Source organism: Chryseobacterium rhizoplanae, from assembly GCF_900182655.1.
Classification (GTDB): Bacteria; Bacteroidota; Bacteroidia; order Flavobacteriales; family Weeksellaceae; genus Chryseobacterium; species Chryseobacterium rhizoplanae.
In genome coordinates, this window is the sequence record NZ_FXTC01000006.1 from 315,731 (window position 1) to 334,479 (window position 18,749).

Consider the following 18,749-nt stretch of genomic DNA (forward strand, 5'->3'; position numbering starts at 1 on the left):
TGTAATGTTTGTGTCAACCATGAGGAATTTAATCTAAAAATCAGAGCCTATTTTGATAGCTTTAAATGTGATTAATTTTAATATAAAATCGATTTATTTAGAAAAATATAAACAATTTATGTTTTTGGTTATTGATTTGGTTATTGAGATGTTGGAAATTATGTATTTTTTTTCGTTAAAAGTATTATGCAACCTCAGATAATAAGAAAGGATGTTTTTTTTTTAATATAACTAATATGTCTGTGAAATAACATATAATCATGAATTTGTCTATATGGTTGGGGTTCAATAGTGAAATAATGTTATTTTTTCACTATTAAATGATTTTTGTATTATTATTTTTATTAATTTGACAAAAAATTAATAACTTTTTTTTAATAACTATGAAAAACAACACCTATTTTGGTAGGGAGCACATCTTTAGATGGCTGCTACTATGTTGGCTTTTGGTACCGTGGGTACTACAAGCACAAGCTCGAATTACATGGACTGAACAGGTTGGATGCCAGGAATTCCGTGGCGAAAAAGAAGACCAGATTCCTGACAACGGAGTCGCTGTTTCCTACATCAACTCTTCCCAATGTTTACGTGTATGTGAGAAATCAATAGATCCTGTCAAATATCTTGTTCAGGGAGCGAACGTCTCTAATGTACAATGGACTATTTCAGGAGGAACTTTAACGCCTTCAGGACCAGGAAATACGGCAGCGTATGTGACCTGGGGAGCTGCAGGCAATGGCTCTTTACAGGCTGTTATTACCTATAATGACGGAACTGTTGAAACCCAGACGATCTGTATTGAAAAAATCAACAGACCGATTGCTAAATTTGAATTGTTAAACCTGGATTATACCGTATGTAAAAATACGACGGTGTATTTTGATAACCTTTCTGAACAAAACGGAGGATCGGATATTATCAATTATTTCTGGGAATTTGGAGATGGAGTAACCTCTACTTCCACAGCTTTTGAACCTTCTCATGTGTATACTACTCCTGGTACCTTTACGGTCCGTCTGACTGTAACGAATAAGTGCGGCTGTAAGAATACCTACAAAAAGGAAATCAAGGTATTGAAATCAGATCCTGTACAGATCAACTGTGCATCTGTAGTATGTGAAGGCAGTATTGAAAAATACAGCGCACAGGACGGATGTAATAAAGGACAATGGAAAGTCATTGGAGGATCTATTGTAAATAATTACGGAAGCGAAATCGAAGTGAAGTGGGATCAGGTAGATCCGCTTGATGGTTTCGGGTATGTAATGTACTTATCTGAATGTGCTTGTCCTGAGTGGACTACTATCAAAATTCCTGTAGTTTTAGCGAATGCAAAAGTAAAAGGACAGGCGGTAGTATGTGCAGGTAAACAATATACGTATTCAATTCCTCAATGGCCTACAACCAGCGTTCAATGGAACGTAAGCGGGCCTGCAGGAGGACAGTTGTATTATACTCAACAGAGAAACGAAGCTATTTTCTCTGCTACCCAGCCGGGTACTTATCACCTTGTAGCCAATTATCACAATACCTTATTACCATGTGAAGGTCAGGCTTCTATTGACATTGTAGTGGAAGCTCCGGTAGAAGTAAGTGGTGGTACGGATGAGATCTGTGCAGGAACAAGCCAGGTGTTTACAACTAACCCTAACGTTCCTGTTACCTGGAAAGTTACCACAGGCGGATCTTCTTTTGTATCTGGAGTAACTACAGGGCCATTTAGCTACACTTTTACAGCAGCTGGTACTTATACTATTACTGCTACTAAACAAGGTGGAGGGTGTGAAAGTAATGCAAGAATCATTAAGGTGTTACCAATTCCGCAGGCCCCTACGGGTACTATTTCCGGAGAGACAAGAGTATGTTCCGGAAGACCTTATGTATATACGATCAGCCCTGTTGATCCTGGAATGGTTCCGGTTTGGAGTGTTACCAATGGAACAATTCAGGGAAGTAATGCGGGTTCTTCTGTAACGGTGATCTTTAACGCCGGAGCTTCATCATATACGGTGTCTGCACAGAATAAATCAATCAGCAGTGCAGGGTGTCTTTCGGCTCCAACTACGTTCAATGTAGCGCCTTTAGATCTTAACTCTATTACGATTAATCCTAATCCAGGACCTTTCTGTCCGAGTAGTACTCAGACTTTCAGTGCTAATCTGAACGGAATTGTTCCTGAATTTATGGAATGGACATTTGGAAGTTCCAATTTCGGAAGTGTGATAGGAGGGCAGGGTACAGCTAATATTACTGTAAACTTCAATGAGATCTCTTCTACAAGCAGCACAACTCTGAATCTGAGAATTGTAAAATGCGGGGTAACAAAAATTATCAGCATACCGGTATCTTTAATACCGCTTCCGGTAGTAAACTTTACAAGTGTGGGTGGGGTTTGTTTAGGTTCAAACCTTTCTTTCACGGTAAATCAGGGGACAATTACTACGGCTACAAATGTTACTTTCACATTTGCTAACGGAACAACTTATACTACAGCTTTCAACCCGTCAGGAAATTATAGCTTCCCCAATAATGGGTATATCTCGAATAATACAGGAGGTAATATTTCTCAGGTGGTTACTGTAACATATACAGGGACTAACGGATGTAGTTATAACCCAACAGCAAGTGCAAACTTTACTATTTATCCAGAGACTATTATTACCATTTCTCCGGTATATAATATCCTGGTATGTGATCCTACCACAATGACACCGTATACTCTTACGGCGAACAGTTCTACAGGGCTTACGAATATTAGTTCATGGCAATGGTATAAAAATAATTCACTTATACCAGGTGCTAATACAAACTCATATACCATATCAGGTGCAGGGGCTTTCGGAACATATAAAGTACGTGCGGTGGATATTAATAACTGTGTGGTTTTTTCTCAGAATGTTAATGTCACTCAGCTATGTCCGAGCAGTGCAGGTTGTACAACAGACCCTCAGATCAGTTTTGTTCCACAATGGTCAGGTTGTAATACAATTTCTGTTACCGGTTTATCTTACATTGGAACTCCTGACGAGATTCAGTGGTTATCAGATAGTGTACTTACTTTGTCTTCAGGACAGGGAACAGCTACACCGGTATATCAGACGAATCTTCCTGCTGCGCATATTGTTTTTGTACGTTTAAGATACGGTGCGTGCTGGTACAGCAAAGGAGTAGAAGTAAGAAAGAACTACGAACCTAAATTCAATGTAAGTACAGTATGTAATGGAGGAGGTTATAATGTAACTCTTTTCAATACATCAACTATATTTGAAATCAATCCGGCATCTATCACTTACACATTCTCCAGCCCGGGTCAGCCAAATCAAACAGGACAGACGGCTACTTATAACAATCTGGCGCCAGGTACTTATACCTTTACAATGACAATGTCTGCACCTGGAAAACCAACGTGTACTACCACGCAGACCATTACATTGGCTCCGGTTCCTAGCACCAGCTTCCTGGTTCCGGCATGGATATGTGTGCGTGAGGCGATTACATTCTCTCCTATATCATATGTTCCCGGAAATACTTATACCTGGATCTTTGATGGTACATCTTATGTAACCGGAGGACCGGATGCTACCATAACGTACAATACGGCCGGAACAAAAACAATACAGCTGAAAATTAAAACTCCTAATGGATGTGAATATACTTCTGCTGTCATTAATATTAGTGTGAAAGAAGCTACTCTTGATGGTAATATGGCGCCTCCGGCTCTTGTTGCCTGTATAGGAAGTGCTCCTAATATCATATTTACAAGTACTCTTGGATCTCCAAGTCATTACATCTGGATGAATGGTTCTCAGCCTGTGGCTGGAGCACCAGATTCTCCGGTTTTCACTCCAACTCAATCAGGAAGCTACTGGCCGGTGCTGGTATCTTCAGATGGATGTAGAACAAGTATCATGAGTACGAAAGCAATCCCTGTGACACTTAAAAATCCTCCATATGTTAACATATCCGGAAAAGCTAACATCTGTGAAGGATCTTCTACAACGCTTAGCGGCCTTGTAACGGATACAACATTGGAATACCAATGGAAGAAAAACGGAGGATTGGTATCAGCTCCATGGAGTCCTGGTCCATATCCGATTATTTTCGATACAGGATCATTACCTGCAGGTACCTATGTTTATACTCTGGAAGTAAGAACTCCGGGTGCATCAGGATGTACAAGTTCTAAAAACTTTACTGTTACGGTAAGTCCTCCACCATCACCGGTTACGGTAACCTATAGTTTGGTGAACTGCCAGCCTTATAAAATTAAGTTAACAGCATCAGGACCATCTGCAGGAGATTACAACTGGAGTAATGGAATGACGGGTCAGTCTATTACAGTAAATGAAGGAGGTGCTTATCAGGTTATTTATACTGCGCCAAGCGGATGTAAAGTAAGTAACTACACAGAAGTTCCATTAAGTATTGAGAGTCTGATGTGGGTATTCCCTACAGGATGTTATGATGAATGTCTTAGAGACAAATATATTTTAGGACCAAAAGGAATCTTTGACCATCATGAGTGGCAGCTGTTCGCAAACAGTATTCAGAGCGGAAACAATGCTTTTATTAATCCGTTGTATATTGGTGCTCCGGGAACCTATCAGCTACAGATCTCCCAGTTAGGATGTATATTTACTTCCGGAACGATGAATTACTATCCGGGTAAAGAATGTGGATTTGAATCAGATTGTAAGCTTGAGACAAATATCAAAGCCATGAAGTGGGTTGGAGATCATTATCAAGTAACTGGTATTATCCAGAATATGGGAAGCCAGCCGATAAGCCTTACTGTTTCGAGTCTTAATGGATATGGAAGTTATATTCCGTCTATCATCACTATTCCGGCAGGAGGAGTGTATGATATGAACGCTAATCCGTTGGCATTCTATCCAAACTCAAACTTCCAGGGTACAGATGAGATCTTATTCTCAAATGAAACATGTAAGTTTACGACCAAAGCAACAGATCCGGACTGGATGGGGATGAGAAGTGCAGGAAGAAGCGTAATTGCGGCTTCAGTTTCTTCTTTGAAAATGATACCAAATCCTGCAAAGGAAAAAGTGAAAATCTCGTATAATACGGGCAGTGAAAAATTACTTGCAAAACAGATTACAGTTTTTGATGCCATGGGCAATGTCAAATTCCGTAAAGAACTGAAAGCGGCTTCCGGAGAGGTAGACGTAGAAGTTAACAGCTGGCTGCAAGGTGTTTACATTGTCATTGTACAAACGGGAGACACTTCATTACAAGGAAAACTAATTAAAAATTAGTAGCTTATAAAACAGTGTTCTCTTCGGAGAGCACTGCTTTTTTATAGTATGTGAAAACTAAAAGAATTTTTATGATACAATTAAAAAACAAACTGTGGGGACTGCTTATGATACTGCCAGCATTATCTTTTAGCCAGACTTATCAGTGGCAATGGGGAAAACAGGCCGGAGGAATAACAGGCTCGGCTGATCCCGGGTTTCATTATGTATTTGATGAATCCATAAGGGATATTGTAGTGGATAACAACAACAATACCTATTATCTTGCAACGATGCGTGAGCAGGGACAAAACCTGAATGGAATTTCTGTAAACAATTATGGGCTTAGTGACCTTTTTCTTTTTTCTGCCGATTGTGAAGGGAATATACGATGGTCCAGACCAATAGGAGGTTCGGGAGACGGAGAAAATGCCTGGCATATTAAAGTGGATAATAACGGAGGGTTATATATAATGGCTACCATTTATAATAATTCATATATAGGAGATCCTACTGCCGTTCCGGTACATTTTGATGACACCCATACATTACCTTTGTATACTCATTATGATCAAACGATAGATCCTGCCCATAAAGCAGCTTTTCTGTTGAAATATAATACTTCAGACGGCACCTTGGCATGGAGCAAGCCTTTGCAGGGAGATGTTAACTACTCCTCCCGTATGTGTGACGTCCAGATGATGTATATGGATTCTTCCAAAAATATCCATGCTGTTATGGGATTCCGGGCGGGAACCCATCTGAATGGTTTGATTACAGTGCCTTCAACATTTACTTCAGCCTATCAGTATTATGCGGTTAAGTTCAATTATGATAATGGTAATATGACACCTGCAGCACCTGTACTTCTTCCTATCACAGGAGATGCAATATATGCAGTAGGAAGAGAAGGGAAAGTAAACCTGGTGTATGATGAAAGTTTGAACCGTTATTATCTTGCGGGGAAAAGAATGGATGCAGGGTTTAGTACGCTGCTTGATCTTTCCTATAATAATGTACCCTTTACGAAAGCTGCTTATTTATTGGCTTTTGACGGAACTACCGGAGCGGAGGTATGGAGAAAAGAACTTAATAATGGTTCTACAAGTACGGATGATGAAATTCATTCTATTATAAAAGATCCGGCGACTTCAGATATTTACATTTCAGGGCGTTATTTCAATGGGATAACAGTGCCGGCAACTTTTGGAAGTTATACTTTTCCTTTAAGAAGCTATGTTGAAGCCGTTCCGTTTGTGATGAAGCTTAACGCCGCTGGCTCGGTACAGTGGGCAAGAACTCCTGAGGGAATGTCCGGCCTTCAGTTTGGGTATCGTTTTACCAAGGGAACCCTTGCTATCAATGGAAACGAAGTTGCTTTTGCCAAAGGAAGCTGGTCTGATATCTGGGGAAGTTACACCATGACACGACCTGATGGGGATAGATCAGATCCTTTATTGGTTAGGCTCAACAAAGATACAGGAGCTGTTTTGGGAGCGGGAGAAATCCACAGTAATTTCAATGTGATAGATGAATTTACGGCAGTTGCTGCAGATAAAGATGGCAACTATATTGTGGGAGGTTTTTTCCATGACCAATTATTTACAGATTCTAATGATAATGTCAATACAATGGCTGTCAATGTAGCAGGAGGGAAATCACAATCATTTTTTACAAAATATGCTAAATCGGCATGCAGTCAGATGTCGGTAGAAGAAACAGCCGTTCAGGCAGGAATACAGCTATATCCGAATCCTGTTCAGGATATACTTACGATCAGAAGCAAAGAATCTTTGGTTTCCTATGAAATCTTTGGTGCTGCAGGACAGCTGGTAAAACAGGGAACTTTGAATTTGATGCAGGAGCAAATAGTATTATCTTCTCTTCAGACAGGAGTGTATTACATTAAACTTAAAACAAAATCTTCTACAGTAACAGAAAAGATATTGAAGAAGTAAAAAACAAAACTGAAAATTAATAACCTTATATATAAAACAGTGTTCTCCAAAGAGGATGCTGTTTTTTATAGATGATTTTGATTTAAAAAAATAAACTTGTTCGTTATTTTACAATTTTTTGCCCGCAGGAAGTAGTTGCTTTGTATAAAAAATTAAAATGAAAAAGTTACTTATTTTATGTGTGCTATTACTTCTTACCTCATGGTGTAATGCCCAGACTAAAGATCTTATGGAAACAGTAAGAAAAACTATTGAAGCCAGTAACGCCATCTATGCTGATCTGGCGAATAAAAATGACGGATCAATTCTAACAAGGTATACAGATGATGCCTGTCTGTTTCCTCCCAATGCGGCACCGGTTTGCGGAAGAGAGCAGATATTGAATTTCTTTAAGGGAGGTCCTAAGGTGCATGTTAAATTTACGATTCAAAACCTGTACGGAGATGGTAAAACATCGGTTACTGAAGAAAGTTATTACGAAATGAAAGATTTAGAAGGTAAAAAACTGGACGATGGAAAAGTAATCGTGATATGGAAAAATACAAAAGAAGGCTGGAAGATGCACCGTGATATGTTCAGCAGCAATCATCCTGCAAAATAGAATCAAAAACCAATATTGACGGCCTGTTGAAGGTCTACATCATTTTTAATCAGTGAATGCCTGGATGCAGAAGGGGTAATGCCTGTAAATTTTTTAAACTCTTTGATAAAATGGGCCTGATCGTAATACCCGCAGTCATAAGCTATAGTTGTAAGTGATTCCGGAGTGTTGAGAACCATTTGAAGACTTTTGTTAAATCTCATGACAGCCGCAAAAGCAGAAGGACTGATGCCCATATTCATCAGGTAAAGCTTTTGAATATATCTTTCCGATAATCCTGAATCCTTAGCCAAAACTGAAAGATCCAATGGGTGATGATTCATCAAAAACTGCTGGCTGAGTTCCTGGAGTATTGCGGCTTTCTTTATTCGGTTTTCATTTTTTTTCAGCTGTTGGAGAAAGTATGTTTCCAAAACATTGATTTTTGCATGAAGACTATCAGCCTGCATGATGCGGTCATACAAATCTCTGTTTTCACCTTTTGCCACATCATACATATCTGTAGCATAGTTCGTGAACTCTGACAAAGGATCCGAAAAGAATAAAGTAGCGGCATATGGATAGATCCGCGCTATCAATACAGAAGTTCCCTGTGCAACGGTAAGCCGGGTGGGAAGAGTGAGGTGCCCCAGAAGCTCTATATCCGGAGTATCCTTTCTTTTTCCATTGATAATAGTTGCAGCAGCACCACCGGAAATATTGATGATCAGATCTACATATCCGCTGGGATAAAACACTTCATCCCTGAGATCATTGTCGATGGTCACAACGGTATAACTCTTTATGTAAGGGACTAAGCTGGCGGAAGGTGAAATTTGCATAGCTTTTGGAGGTGTTAATTCGTTGAGGGATAGTTTCTTCGAAGTTAGGAATAAATATCATATGAAGAGAAAAGAAGAGTATCAAATAAAAACGCTTATATTAAAAGTACATCTGATTTTTTTGTAATGACAATTTGAACAACCTATTCCGTATTTTTGCAGACAATTAAACTGTTTATTGTAAAACATGAGCAATATATTTTCTGACAATCAGCAAATAGGTCTGGTATCTTCTTTCTCAGAACTTGTCAATACCAATTTTCAAGGAGCAATGAATGCAATTTGCTGGTATCGGAATTTAGCTGGGAATTTTAAAGAAATCATTTCTCAACTTCAGTTGAAAGACGATATCACTGTAGTTTCCGCTCAAGATCTTTTAGCATTGCAATTATCAGAAGAAGGAGATAAGGCAAGAAAAATAATCTTAAATGATTTACAGTTATTAACTGACTTTGGAGCATCTCCGGTTCTTAATTTGCTTAAATGTTATGAAAGGGATGACGAATTTGATTTCATTTCAACAGATGTATATTCATATCATGTAGACCGTTCACCTATCGGAACAGATACTTTTTTATGTACCTATCATGGAACTGCAAGTGATATCATTCCCAATGACCAGGTGGAACAGAAAATTTTGATTCCTGAGATCAGGGAACAGCTCAAAAAACTGCATGATGGTCCGGAAGAAGAATTTGAAGACTTCCTCAAAGAATATTTCTTTGATCTTCACTATCAGCCTAAACCCAATGCAGAACCCGTGAATCTAGGAGTAGGCCATCTATGGAGAATTGCTGTAGATCATCCGGAGCAGCAGGCGTTGCCATGTGTTCATAGAGCTCCCATAGAAAACGATGGTGAATATCGGTTGCTGTTGATTTGCTGATAAATTACATTCTGAAACAGTAAGCAGGATGCTTTTACTCCGGTGGATAAATAATCTTCCAATGATCATTTGGATAAAGAACTTGAAAATGAAAATAAAGTTTTGTAAACCAAAAAAATACGAAAGTAAATGACAATTACGGTCGGAGAAACGGACCTCTGAAGGCCGATGTTTACAGACTTTTTCCTAATTTGCAGCCGTAAAATAAATTTATGTTTCAAAATATCATTAAAAACATTTCGCGGTTCGTGAGCTTAACCCCTGAAGAGGAAAAAATTTATGAGGATTTGCTGACACTTCAGAAGTTTCCAAAGAAAACACATCTTTTGCGTGAAGGAGAAATTTGCCAGTTCGAGGGTTTTATCAAAGAGGGTTGTGTGCGAACTTATTATCTTGATGAAAACGGTTTTGAAGTAACGCTTCTGTTCGCCGTTGAAGATTGGTGGATTACCGATATTGATTCGTTTAACAATAAAACGCCATCAAAGATTTTTATCGAAACTTTGGAAGATACCGAAATTTATATGCTGAATCCGGAAACGAAGGAAGAGCTATTACAAAAAATTCCAAAGTTTGAAAGAGCCTTTAGGCTGATGATGCAGCGGTATGTGGTGACACTTCAAAACCGCTTGGTTAATACTATTTCTCAGCCTGCGACAGACCGTTATCTGGAATTTATCAGAGTTTATCCAACGATTCCGCAGCGTGTGGCGCAGTATTATATTGCATCGTATCTTGGCGTTTCAAAAGAGTTTGTAAGTACCATCAGGAAACGTTTAGCGAATAAACAGAAATAAATCAATACATTTAAAATTATAGATGTCGGGTATGAAAATATCCGGCATTTTTTTGTCGTAAGTGTTTTTATTAAACCAGTTAAATTTCTAAGATTTCTTTCTGTTCTACATTTGCCTTATTAATTTAAAATATAAAAAAATGTCACAGGAAAATAAAACAGCAGAAGGCTTTGGAATGCCTTGGGAAGATATCTACGGATACGCACAAGCGGTAAAAAAAGGGAATACAGTATGGATCTCCGGTCAATTGGGTCACAATGAAAAAGGCGAATTGGCAGAAGGGATGGAAGCGCAGATGAAGCACACCTATGCGAATATCAAAGAACTATTGTCAAGATATGATATGACAATGGAAAATGTAGTAGAAGAAGTGATTTATGCAATGGATATGGCGGCTGCTTTTGAGGTAAGGAAAAATTTCAAAACAGAATTTTACAATAATCCTAAAACTGTAGCCAGTACAATGGTGGGAGTAAGCGGACTCGCATTGCCAGGACAGCTTGTCGAAATTAAAATTATTGCAACAGCATAAATTTACCATTGAATTTTCCAAAAATCATTGATTAAGGGAGTTCAATGCATTTAAAATATTAGGCTTAGATCATGAAATCTAAGTATGTACTCATTGTAAATTTAGACGGTGTAACATCTGCTCTAATATTTAGATGGGCATTAGCAAATTAAAATCTGAATTGCTGGAAAATGATTTTGTTGGAAACAAGACTTTACTGAATAATATCCTTTATCATAAAAGCGCACCAAGGTGCGCTCTTTCATCAATATTAGTTTTTACCGGTATGTATTTATTTTTTTATCAACTGTAGTGATCCCGCTTTTCCGTTACTGGAGTGCCAGTTGACATAGTAGGTTCCTGAAACGGTATTTTGAATATCTATTGGCATTTTATTGAGTCCGGAAGCAATATCTGTCTTATATCCGTATACTGTTTTGCCAGCTATATCAGTAACCATGACAGTAATCGTCTCGTTTCCTGAAGCATTATATTCAAGCTCAGAAAATCCACTGCTCGGGTTAGGATAGAGTTTAGCTTTATTCTGCTCGGTTGTTTTCGATGTACTAGAGGTTGGAATCACAGGAGGGCAAGGCTGACATATATGGCATAAAAATTTGGTACATTGAAGAAGATATTCTGTAGAAGCGGTACGGGTAAGAGTTACTCCATAGCTATAGCTGTTAGTGGGGCCAATATCATAGAATAGCCCACGATCCATCTCAGGTGACCAGCATCCGGGAATAATAGTTGTAGAACCTCCAATTGCCGTAGGAATCGGATAATACCTGCTTGTCAGTCCTGGGTAGGGAAAATAAACTTTAAAAGTATGTACTATTGGTGGCTGCCCAACAGGAGTAAAAATGTATGGAAGTGTATAATTTCGGTTACTTATCTGCCCTTCAGGGAAGCTTCGAGTTTCGCTTATAGAACCTGTCTTAAACTCCAATGATACTGAAGAAGGAACATTTCCTGGAGTATTGGATGATAGGAATGAATCTTCTCTCTTTACATTTACTTTTGTACCGGAAGGATCAACGGGAACAAACTGCGCACTTAAAACTGTACTGCAAAATACAGCAGATGCAAGAAGAAAACCTGCTGTTCTTGCTCTTAAAAATGATTCTGATGATCTAAAGATCTCTGTTAAAATTTTTTTCATAAGCTAATATTTTTGTGATGGCGTTCTTTTACTATCACGGGACGCCGTTACCGATAAGCAGACACAAGTTGTCTCTTTTTTCAGGAAAAAAAAAGAACGAATGAGCAAGTGAGCAGGAAAAAAGCCTATGTGAGTATCCCGATACTCTAAAAGAGCAAAAAAGCTGTAAATAAGACTTTTGAAGCATTTCTCATTCTGGGGAATTTTCTATATTAGCCTGAAAACTATGTATCATTACCGCTTCATATTATTTCTTTTGCTTCAAACTCTGCTAATGCATGGTCAGCAGCCACAGCTCTGGCATTACAGCCTAAGTGACGGACTGCCCAGTAATACAGTTTATTCTGTATATCAGGACAGCAAAGGATTTATGTGGTTCTGTACCAGTTGGGGAATTTCAAGATTTGACGGGCATCATTTTGAGACAATTACCAGTAATCATGGGCTTCCTGATAATGAAACATTTCAGGCATGGGAAGATTCCTGGCAGCGATTATGGGTAAGTACCTATAACGGCAGCCCTACTTACATCTATAACGGGAAAGTATATTCTGTACATAATGATAATCTTTGCCATCTTATGGAGAAAAAAAAGATCGGCTTTTATGATATTGCTCCAAGATGGGATCTTTATTCTGACCGGCATAAAAAATATGTAATAGGAAAAGAAAGCATTTCTAATCCAAAAGACAGCACAGCACAATCTTCCCACATGCATTTCTCTGATCAGGGCAGTGATTATTACATTTCCTTAAAGAAGATTATAAAGAAAAATTACCCGGGATCAACAACGGTTTATACATTTAAAGAAAAAGCGGTAAGACCCTGTTTCTATTTGAATGGCCATCTTTATGTAAGATATATCAATTTTATATATGATATTATATTTAAAGAAGGCCAGCCTGTGATCAAAAAAATTAAGGTACCCGGCAATATTCTGGATCTTACGGTAGGCAAAAATGGTAAAATATGGTGTTGTACCATAAGCGGGATTCTGGAATATGATCCTGAAGGGACTGCAGATCAAATACCACATTATGTTGCGATGAAGGGGATTGTAAGCTATAGCTGTTTTATAGATAAACAAAATAATAGTTGGTATGCTACCAATGAAGGTGTATACATGCAGCCTGCCAATAAAACACTGGTATATACTACGGATGACGGGCTTACAGATAATAATGTTTTAACTGTAAAATATTTACCGGGAGGAAAGCTCGTAGCAGGCTACAGTAACAGTGAAGTTATGATCAGAGAAAAGAATCGGTTCAAACCATTATATACGCTGGGCGACGGACAATGGAACAGACTAAAATATATTTTATCTATTGATAATGATACTTTTTTTGCAGGAACAGACAGAGGATTATTCAAATGCAGTATGGCCGGAAATGGAAACACAAAGCTTCTGGAATTTTCCCAAAAATCGGCATCTATCAAAAATAATATTGTTCTGTTAAGTCAAACCAGTACAGAAAAGGAAAATCATCTTATCTATGATCTCAGAAAAGGAACGTTCAGCCAACTCCCTGAATTGAGTACTTCCATTGCAGCTCCTGCAACGGCAATTGATGCAACGGGAGTCTACTGGCTTGGTACAATACAGGGATTATTTTATTTTAATGCTACTTTAAAAAAATTCATTCAGGACGCTTCTCTAGGTAAAAATCGTATCACCTCACTTAATTTTCTAAAAGGCAGACTAGTCATCAGTACTCACTCTGATGGTGTTTTTATCCGTGATGGGCAAAGAATCATTAAACTTAATAAAACCAATGGCTTAATTAGTAATATTTGTGAGAAAGCTTATGTGGACGAGAAAGAAAGATTATGGATAAATACAGATAAAGGATTGTCCAGAATAAGCTTTGATGATGATATGCATCCTTCTATTTATCATTTCTCAGCTGTTGACGGTGTGCCCAGTCATATGATTAACAATATTACATTCGGTGAAGGAAAAGCTTTTTTGGCAACCTCAAAAGGAATTATTGTCATAGATCAGGATCAGGTCAGCAAAAACCAACCTTACAAAGTGTATTTTCTAAAGGCTTCTTTTAAAGACAGCACCGTTTATTATCCGCAGAAAATAAGTTTGAATTATAATCAGAACAATGCTCAGATCAACTATACAGCTATTTCTTATCTGGATCAAAAAGATATTAAGTATAAGTATCTTTTGTCCGGAGCAGAAAATGATACGGTAATTACAGAAGAAAGCACTTTAAATCTGGGAGCTTTGAAACCTGGTAATTATCTTCTCAATGTATGGGCATCCGGAAAAAATAACAGTTGGAATAAAACACCTGCCGTGCTGGCCATTGTTGTGAAACCTCCTTTCTGGGAAGAGCTTTGGTTTATGGGGGGAATGTTTCTTTTATTGCTTGTTTTTATCACTATTATATACAGGCATCGCATCAATATTATCCGTAAAAAAGAAGCAGAGAAAACAGAAAGAAAAAAAATGATAGCAGAGTTGGAAATGCAGGCTCTCCGTGCCCAGATCAACCCTCATTTCATCTTTAATGTTCTTAATGCTATTCAGAATTATTACGGCAAAGAAGATGAACTGAATGCCAATTATTATATGGCCGCCTTTTCAGACCTGATACGAAAAACCCTCACACATTCCAAGAAGCATTGGAATACAATTGATAAAGAAATGTCTATGCTGAAAACTTATATCGAGCTGGAACAGATGCGTTTCAAAAATCATTTCGGTTATGAGATTTTTGTAGAGCCGGGACTGGAGCAAATAAAAATCCCGACTATGCTTCTTCAAACTTACACTGAAAATTCTATCAGCCATGGATTAAGGTATCTGAAAACAGGAGGAATTCTCAGAATATCCTGCAGCCGCAGCACAGACTCCATCATATGTATTGTGGAGGACAATGGTGTAGGATTTGAAAAAGCCCGTGAGTTTGACAGCAGACCGAATGATTATAAGTCTATGGGCCTTAAAATTACCGCCGGCAGAATCTCAGCCATCAATGAATTGTATGGGACGTCTATTTCTACCGAGATTACTCATAAAAAAAGTATAAATCCGGATTTACAGGGAACTATTGTCAGAATAACCATAAAAAATACCCCTTTCCTATGAGCAGAATAAAATCTATTGTTGTGGATGACGAACAGGAGTCTCGTGAAACTCTTCTTCGCTTTTTATCCAAATATTGTCCGGATGTTGAAATTGTCGGGCAGGCTGATTCTGTAAATGAAGCTGTAGAAGTTATCAGAGGGATATCTCCGGAACTGGTATTTCTAGACGTAAATATGCCCATCGAGAATGGTTTTAAACTATTTGAAAAGATATCTGATATTAATTTTTACACAGTATTTGTTACAGCCTATGATCAGTATGCCGTAGAGGCATTCAAACATCACGCAGTGGATTATCTTCTCAAGCCCATTGTCATCCATGAGTTAATGATCACTGTAAACAGAGTTTCCAAACTTTTGGAAGACAAAAATAAAATACAGCAGTTATCAGCTTTGCTTCAGTATATTAAAACTCCGGTTGAACAGACTAAAATTGCCCTTCCTACCCTAGAAGGTCTTATATATGTTCATACCATGGATATTGTACGTCTTCAGGCTGATGACAATTATACTTCTCTCTATTTCAAAGGAGGAAAGAAAATGTTGGTTTCCCATACCCTTGCCTATTTTGAAGATGCATTGAAGGAGCAAGGTTTTGTGCGCATTCATCACCAGCACTTAATCAACCTTCAGCATGTTGAAAAATACATCCGTGGCCGTGGCGGCTATATCATCATGAGTGACGACACTTCTTTACAGGTCTCTCAGAGAAAAAAAGATGAATTTCTCCGAATAATAAAAAAGATAAAATAGAAATTTATTAAATGAATATACCATTATTTGAATCAAATCTTCCAACTAAGGTACATCCGGAACTAGATGTGCTGGTAGAGGATATGAAAGCCTTTATTAAGACCCCGGCTTTCAATGTAATGAATGAAAACACTGCGTTGTATGGTGACTATATTGCAGTGGGAGCCCAATATACAGCCTACATTTTTCCTTTTGGGCGTATAGAAAAGCTTAAATCTATCAGTAGGTATTACAGCATGTGGGCTTTAATAGATGATCAATTCTTTGACAATTCCGTAGACATGGACCACATTGTTAAGACCATTGAAGGGTTTAAAACAGCATTGAATGATCACCCGGATGTTGATAAGTTATTTTACCCAATTGTGAATTTTTGTTCAGAAAATGGCTGGACAAAGGATGCAAAAGATATTTTCAAAATTGAATCTGTGAAATATCTGGATAATGTTCTGATGCAGCGTACTATTGAAGTGCAAAAGTTGGAGCCTTCTCTTGAAGAATATCTTGATTGCAGGGCTTATGATGTTGCGATGCCCGTAATGTTTTCTTTATTGTGGTATCTTCATGATGATCTGCTTGCGTCATCATATTATAGTAATTCATTTGAAAAAGCTTTTAAAATATCAGGTTATACAATAGGCTTACTTCTTGATTTGTACTCCTATAAGGCTAAAAAGAAGGAAATTAAAGATTACGCTCATGCGGTAAAAATTATTCAAAGAATTGAAAATTGTGATGAGCAGATAGCGATCGATAGAGTTGTCTCTTTATTCTACCAATACTCAGCTGATTTGGAAGAGGAGTTCGACCGGTTGGAAGTACAGTATCCTGTTGAAGTTCGTTATTTTAGGTATATTCAATCTGGTTCCATCAGATATTGTAATGAAAATAGGAAAATCCGCTACTTGAAAGAATCTGAGACAGATGAAAATTTATCTAAAGGGCGGCCAATACTTTAATTACAGACTGAAAAGTTGACAGGAGTTTCATGTTTTTTAATTAAAATCTTCCAAAATAATGGTTTACTGAAATGGCAGAAACGAGAAGGTGGCAATTGTAAACCCTCAATAATATAACAGACACTACTTTTGCGATTACAGAGAAATTGAAACAGAATTAATATTGATGAAGTATGAATATAGAAAGTTACCATTTCTATGAGGTAAATTTCTGTAAAAGAGTAAAGTTTTTAAGAATTTAATATATATTTAAGTATCTAAAATTTCCATATGCTTAAAGACTTTGAATTTTATCTTTTCTTGGTTTTCTTAATTACCATGCTTATCATGCTGGCCAATAAAATTAAAGTTGCATATCCTGTTCTACTGGTGTTAGCAGGACTTCTAATAAGTTTTATTCCAGGTGTGCCAGCCATTAAAGTAGAACCCGAATTACTATTTGTCATTTTTTTACCTCCCTTACTGTATGAAGCGGCATGGTCAACTTCATGGAAAGAGCTATGGCGATGGCGCAGGATTATTTTCAGCTTTGCTTTCATCGTTGTTTTCTTTACTGCGCTTTCAGTGGCTGTTTTCGCCAATTATTTTATTCCCGGGTTTTCTCTGGCTCTTGGTTTTTTACTGGGAGGTATCGTTTCGCCGCCGGATGCAGTGAGCGCCGGAGCAATCTTAAAGTTTGTAAAAGTTCCGAAAAGGCTGGCCTCCATATTGGAGGGTGAAAGTTTGCTGAATGATGCCTCTTCTCTGATTATTTTCAGATTTGCGATGATTGCTGCTGCCACCGGACAGTTTGTGTGGCATGAAGCAGCCGGAAGCTTTGTATGGATGTGCTTCGGAGGCCTGGGAATAGGACTGGCGATTGCATACGTCTTTCTGAAATTGCACAAAATGTTGCCGACTGATTCAAATATAGATATTCTGCTGACCTTTATTGCACCGTTTTCCATGTATCTTATGGCAGAACAGGTTCATGCTTCCGGAGTTCTGGCAGTAGTAACAGGTGGACTATTTCTTTCCTATCGAAGTCATGATTTCTTAAGCAGTGCATCAAGGATACGTACGGTAACAGTTTGGGAAAGTTTTTGTTTTCTCTTAAATGGAGTAGTGTTTATGCTTATTGGTTTAGATTTGCCGGAAATTGTTTCAGGCTTAGGCGACACAGATATTTATACAGCCATCGGTTACGGAATTGCAGTCACGGCAGTGCTTATTATTGTCAGGATTTTAGCAGGGTACGGAGCACTGGTGACGACTTTAATTATGAGAAATTTTATCACCGTTGCCGATCCGCAGTCACCTGGGTGGCAGACGCCATTAATTATTGGGTGGACCGGAATGAGAGGGGTGGTTTCTTTGGCAGCGGCACTTTCCATACCCTTAACTTTAGATGATGGGTCTCCGTTCCCACAAAGAAATATGATCCTGTTCATTACATTCATTGTGATTCTGGTAACGCTGCTTTTACAAGGGCTTACCCTTCCTTTTTTGCTTAATAAATTTCCTCCGGTAGACCGGGATTTTGTAAGAAGTACGAAAGAGATAGATTACGACATTCAGAACAGTCTGGCAAAAGTAGCGATTGATAAAATCAGCAGCGAGTATGCTGATAAAATAGATAGTTTTCCGGCGTTGAAAGATCAATTACAGAAATATGAAAATCTGTTGAACAGTTCTGAAATTATTCTAAACTATGATGAATACAGACGTATTTATATTGACATTCTCGACACTCAAAGAAGCTGGCTTATTAACAAAAATCGTGAAGAACTGCTACTGGATGAAAACATCATCAGAAAACACCTCAGAATATTGGATTTGCAGGAGGAAAGACTGAATATGAAAGGCTGATACAGCTTAGATCGTAATTTCAGTTTTGGATAGTTTTCAGATAAACTGTATCATTTGGTTGTACTGAATTTCCACTAACAATATCGAAATTAATTT

12 protein-coding genes are annotated in these 18,749 nt (G+C 38.0%); 10 read left to right on the forward strand and 2 right to left on the reverse strand.

Annotation, left to right across the window (positions count from 1 at the left end; translation table 11 throughout):
* Nucleotides 1-383: 383 nt before the first annotated feature.
* From FN817_RS15490 to FN817_RS15500, 3 genes are all read left to right on the forward strand, one after another.
* Entirely contained in the window at nucleotides 384-5,273 is a 4,890-nt protein-coding gene (locus FN817_RS15490; protein ID WP_142718736.1) for a PKD domain-containing protein, read from the forward strand.
* A gap of 71 nt (nucleotides 5,274-5,344) precedes the next feature.
* Nucleotides 5,345-7,210 (forward strand): T9SS type A sorting domain-containing protein, encoded by a 1,866-nt coding sequence (locus FN817_RS15495; protein ID WP_142718737.1) that lies wholly within the window; start codon nucleotides 5,345-5,347, stop codon nucleotides 7,208-7,210.
* Nucleotides 7,211-7,367: 157 nt separating this feature from the next.
* Nucleotides 7,368-7,811 (forward strand): YybH family protein, encoded by a 444-nt coding sequence (locus FN817_RS15500; RefSeq protein WP_142718738.1) that lies wholly within the window; start codon nucleotides 7,368-7,370, stop codon nucleotides 7,809-7,811.
* A gap of 2 nt (nucleotides 7,812-7,813) precedes the next feature.
* On the opposite strand, the gene FN817_RS15505 is transcribed toward FN817_RS15500, so the two are convergent.
* The gene (locus tag FN817_RS15505; protein WP_142718739.1) at nucleotides 7,814-8,632 is read right to left on the reverse strand and encodes a helix-turn-helix transcriptional regulator; all 819 of its coding nucleotides are present in this window, start codon (nucleotides 8,630-8,632) and stop codon (nucleotides 7,814-7,816) included.
* 187 nt (nucleotides 8,633-8,819) lie between these two features.
* On the opposite strand from FN817_RS15505, the gene FN817_RS15510 reads away from it, so the two are divergent.
* The 3 genes from FN817_RS15510 to FN817_RS15520 all read left to right on the forward strand — a co-directional run bounded on the left by FN817_RS15510 (nucleotide 8,820) and on the right by FN817_RS15520 (nucleotide 10,847).
* The gene (locus tag FN817_RS15510) at nucleotides 8,820-9,518 is read left to right on the forward strand and encodes a DUF1826 domain-containing protein (RefSeq protein WP_142718740.1); all 699 of its coding nucleotides are present in this window, start codon (nucleotides 8,820-8,822) and stop codon (nucleotides 9,516-9,518) included.
* 212 nt (nucleotides 9,519-9,730) lie between these two features.
* Nucleotides 9,731-10,315, forward strand: coding sequence for a Crp/Fnr family transcriptional regulator (locus FN817_RS15515; protein WP_142718741.1), 585 nt, complete (start codon nucleotides 9,731-9,733; stop codon nucleotides 10,313-10,315).
* A 139-nt stretch (nucleotides 10,316-10,454) separates the two neighbouring features.
* Nucleotides 10,455-10,847: a Rid family hydrolase gene (locus tag FN817_RS15520; protein WP_142718742.1), complete on the forward strand. Its 393-nt coding sequence runs from the start codon at nucleotides 10,455-10,457 to the stop codon at nucleotides 10,845-10,847.
* 271 nt (nucleotides 10,848-11,118) lie between these two features.
* Here FN817_RS15520 and FN817_RS15525 read toward each other — a convergent pair whose 3' ends face one another.
* On the reverse strand, nucleotides 11,119-11,988 hold the full coding sequence (locus FN817_RS15525; protein WP_142718743.1) for a T9SS type A sorting domain-containing protein: 870 nt from the start codon (nucleotides 11,986-11,988) through the stop codon (nucleotides 11,119-11,121).
* Nucleotides 11,989-12,262: 274 nt separating this feature from the next.
* Here FN817_RS15525 and FN817_RS15530 point away from each other — a divergent pair, with 274 nt between their 5' ends.
* The 4 genes from FN817_RS15530 to FN817_RS15545 all read left to right on the forward strand — a co-directional run bounded on the left by FN817_RS15530 (nucleotide 12,263) and on the right by FN817_RS15545 (nucleotide 18,653).
* Entirely contained in the window at nucleotides 12,263-15,094 is a 2,832-nt protein-coding gene (locus FN817_RS15530) for a sensor histidine kinase (protein ID WP_167498880.1), read from the forward strand.
* Entirely contained in the window at nucleotides 15,091-15,846 is a 756-nt protein-coding gene (locus tag FN817_RS15535) for a LytR/AlgR family response regulator transcription factor (protein ID WP_142718745.1), read from the forward strand. Before FN817_RS15530 ends, FN817_RS15535 begins: the two co-directional genes overlap by 4 nt.
* Nucleotides 15,847-15,857: 11 nt before the next feature.
* Nucleotides 15,858-16,805: a terpene synthase family protein gene (locus FN817_RS15540; protein WP_142718746.1), complete on the forward strand. Its 948-nt coding sequence runs from the start codon at nucleotides 15,858-15,860 to the stop codon at nucleotides 16,803-16,805.
* 270 nt (nucleotides 16,806-17,075) lie between these two features.
* Entirely contained in the window at nucleotides 17,076-18,653 is a 1,578-nt protein-coding gene (locus FN817_RS15545; RefSeq protein ID WP_142718747.1) for a Na+/H+ antiporter, read from the forward strand.
* Nucleotides 18,654-18,749 lie beyond the last annotated feature (96 nt).

Bases quoted from the DNA above. Each gene is read 5' to 3' on its own strand.
- FN817_RS15530 (WP_167498880.1), top strand. From the start codon at position 12,263: ATGCATGGTCAGCAGCCACAGCTCTGGCATTACAGCCTAAGTGACGGA.
- FN817_RS15500 (WP_142718738.1), top strand. From the start codon at position 7,368: ATGAAAAAGTTACTTATTTTATGTGTGCTATTACTTCTTACCTCATGG.
- FN817_RS15490 (WP_142718736.1), top strand. From the start codon at position 384: ATGAAAAACAACACCTATTTTGGTAGGGAGCACATCTTTAGATGGCTG.
- FN817_RS15510 (WP_142718740.1), top strand. From the start codon at position 8,820: ATGAGCAATATATTTTCTGACAATCAGCAAATAGGTCTGGTATCTTCT.
- FN817_RS15515 (WP_142718741.1), top strand. From the start codon at position 9,731: ATGTTTCAAAATATCATTAAAAACATTTCGCGGTTCGTGAGCTTAACC.
- FN817_RS15540 (WP_142718746.1), top strand. From the start codon at position 15,858: ATGAATATACCATTATTTGAATCAAATCTTCCAACTAAGGTACATCCG.
- FN817_RS15535 (WP_142718745.1), top strand. From the start codon at position 15,091: ATGAGCAGAATAAAATCTATTGTTGTGGATGACGAACAGGAGTCTCGT.
- FN817_RS15545 (WP_142718747.1), top strand. From the start codon at position 17,076: ATGCTTAAAGACTTTGAATTTTATCTTTTCTTGGTTTTCTTAATTACC.
- FN817_RS15520 (WP_142718742.1), top strand. From the start codon at position 10,455: ATGTCACAGGAAAATAAAACAGCAGAAGGCTTTGGAATGCCTTGGGAA.
- FN817_RS15505 (WP_142718739.1), bottom strand. From the start codon at position 8,632: ATGCAAATTTCACCTTCCGCCAGCTTAGTCCCTTACATAAAGAGTTAT.
- FN817_RS15525 (WP_142718743.1), bottom strand. From the start codon at position 11,988: ATGAAAAAAATTTTAACAGAGATCTTTAGATCATCAGAATCATTTTTA.
- FN817_RS15495 (WP_142718737.1), top strand. From the start codon at position 5,345: ATGATACAATTAAAAAACAAACTGTGGGGACTGCTTATGATACTGCCA.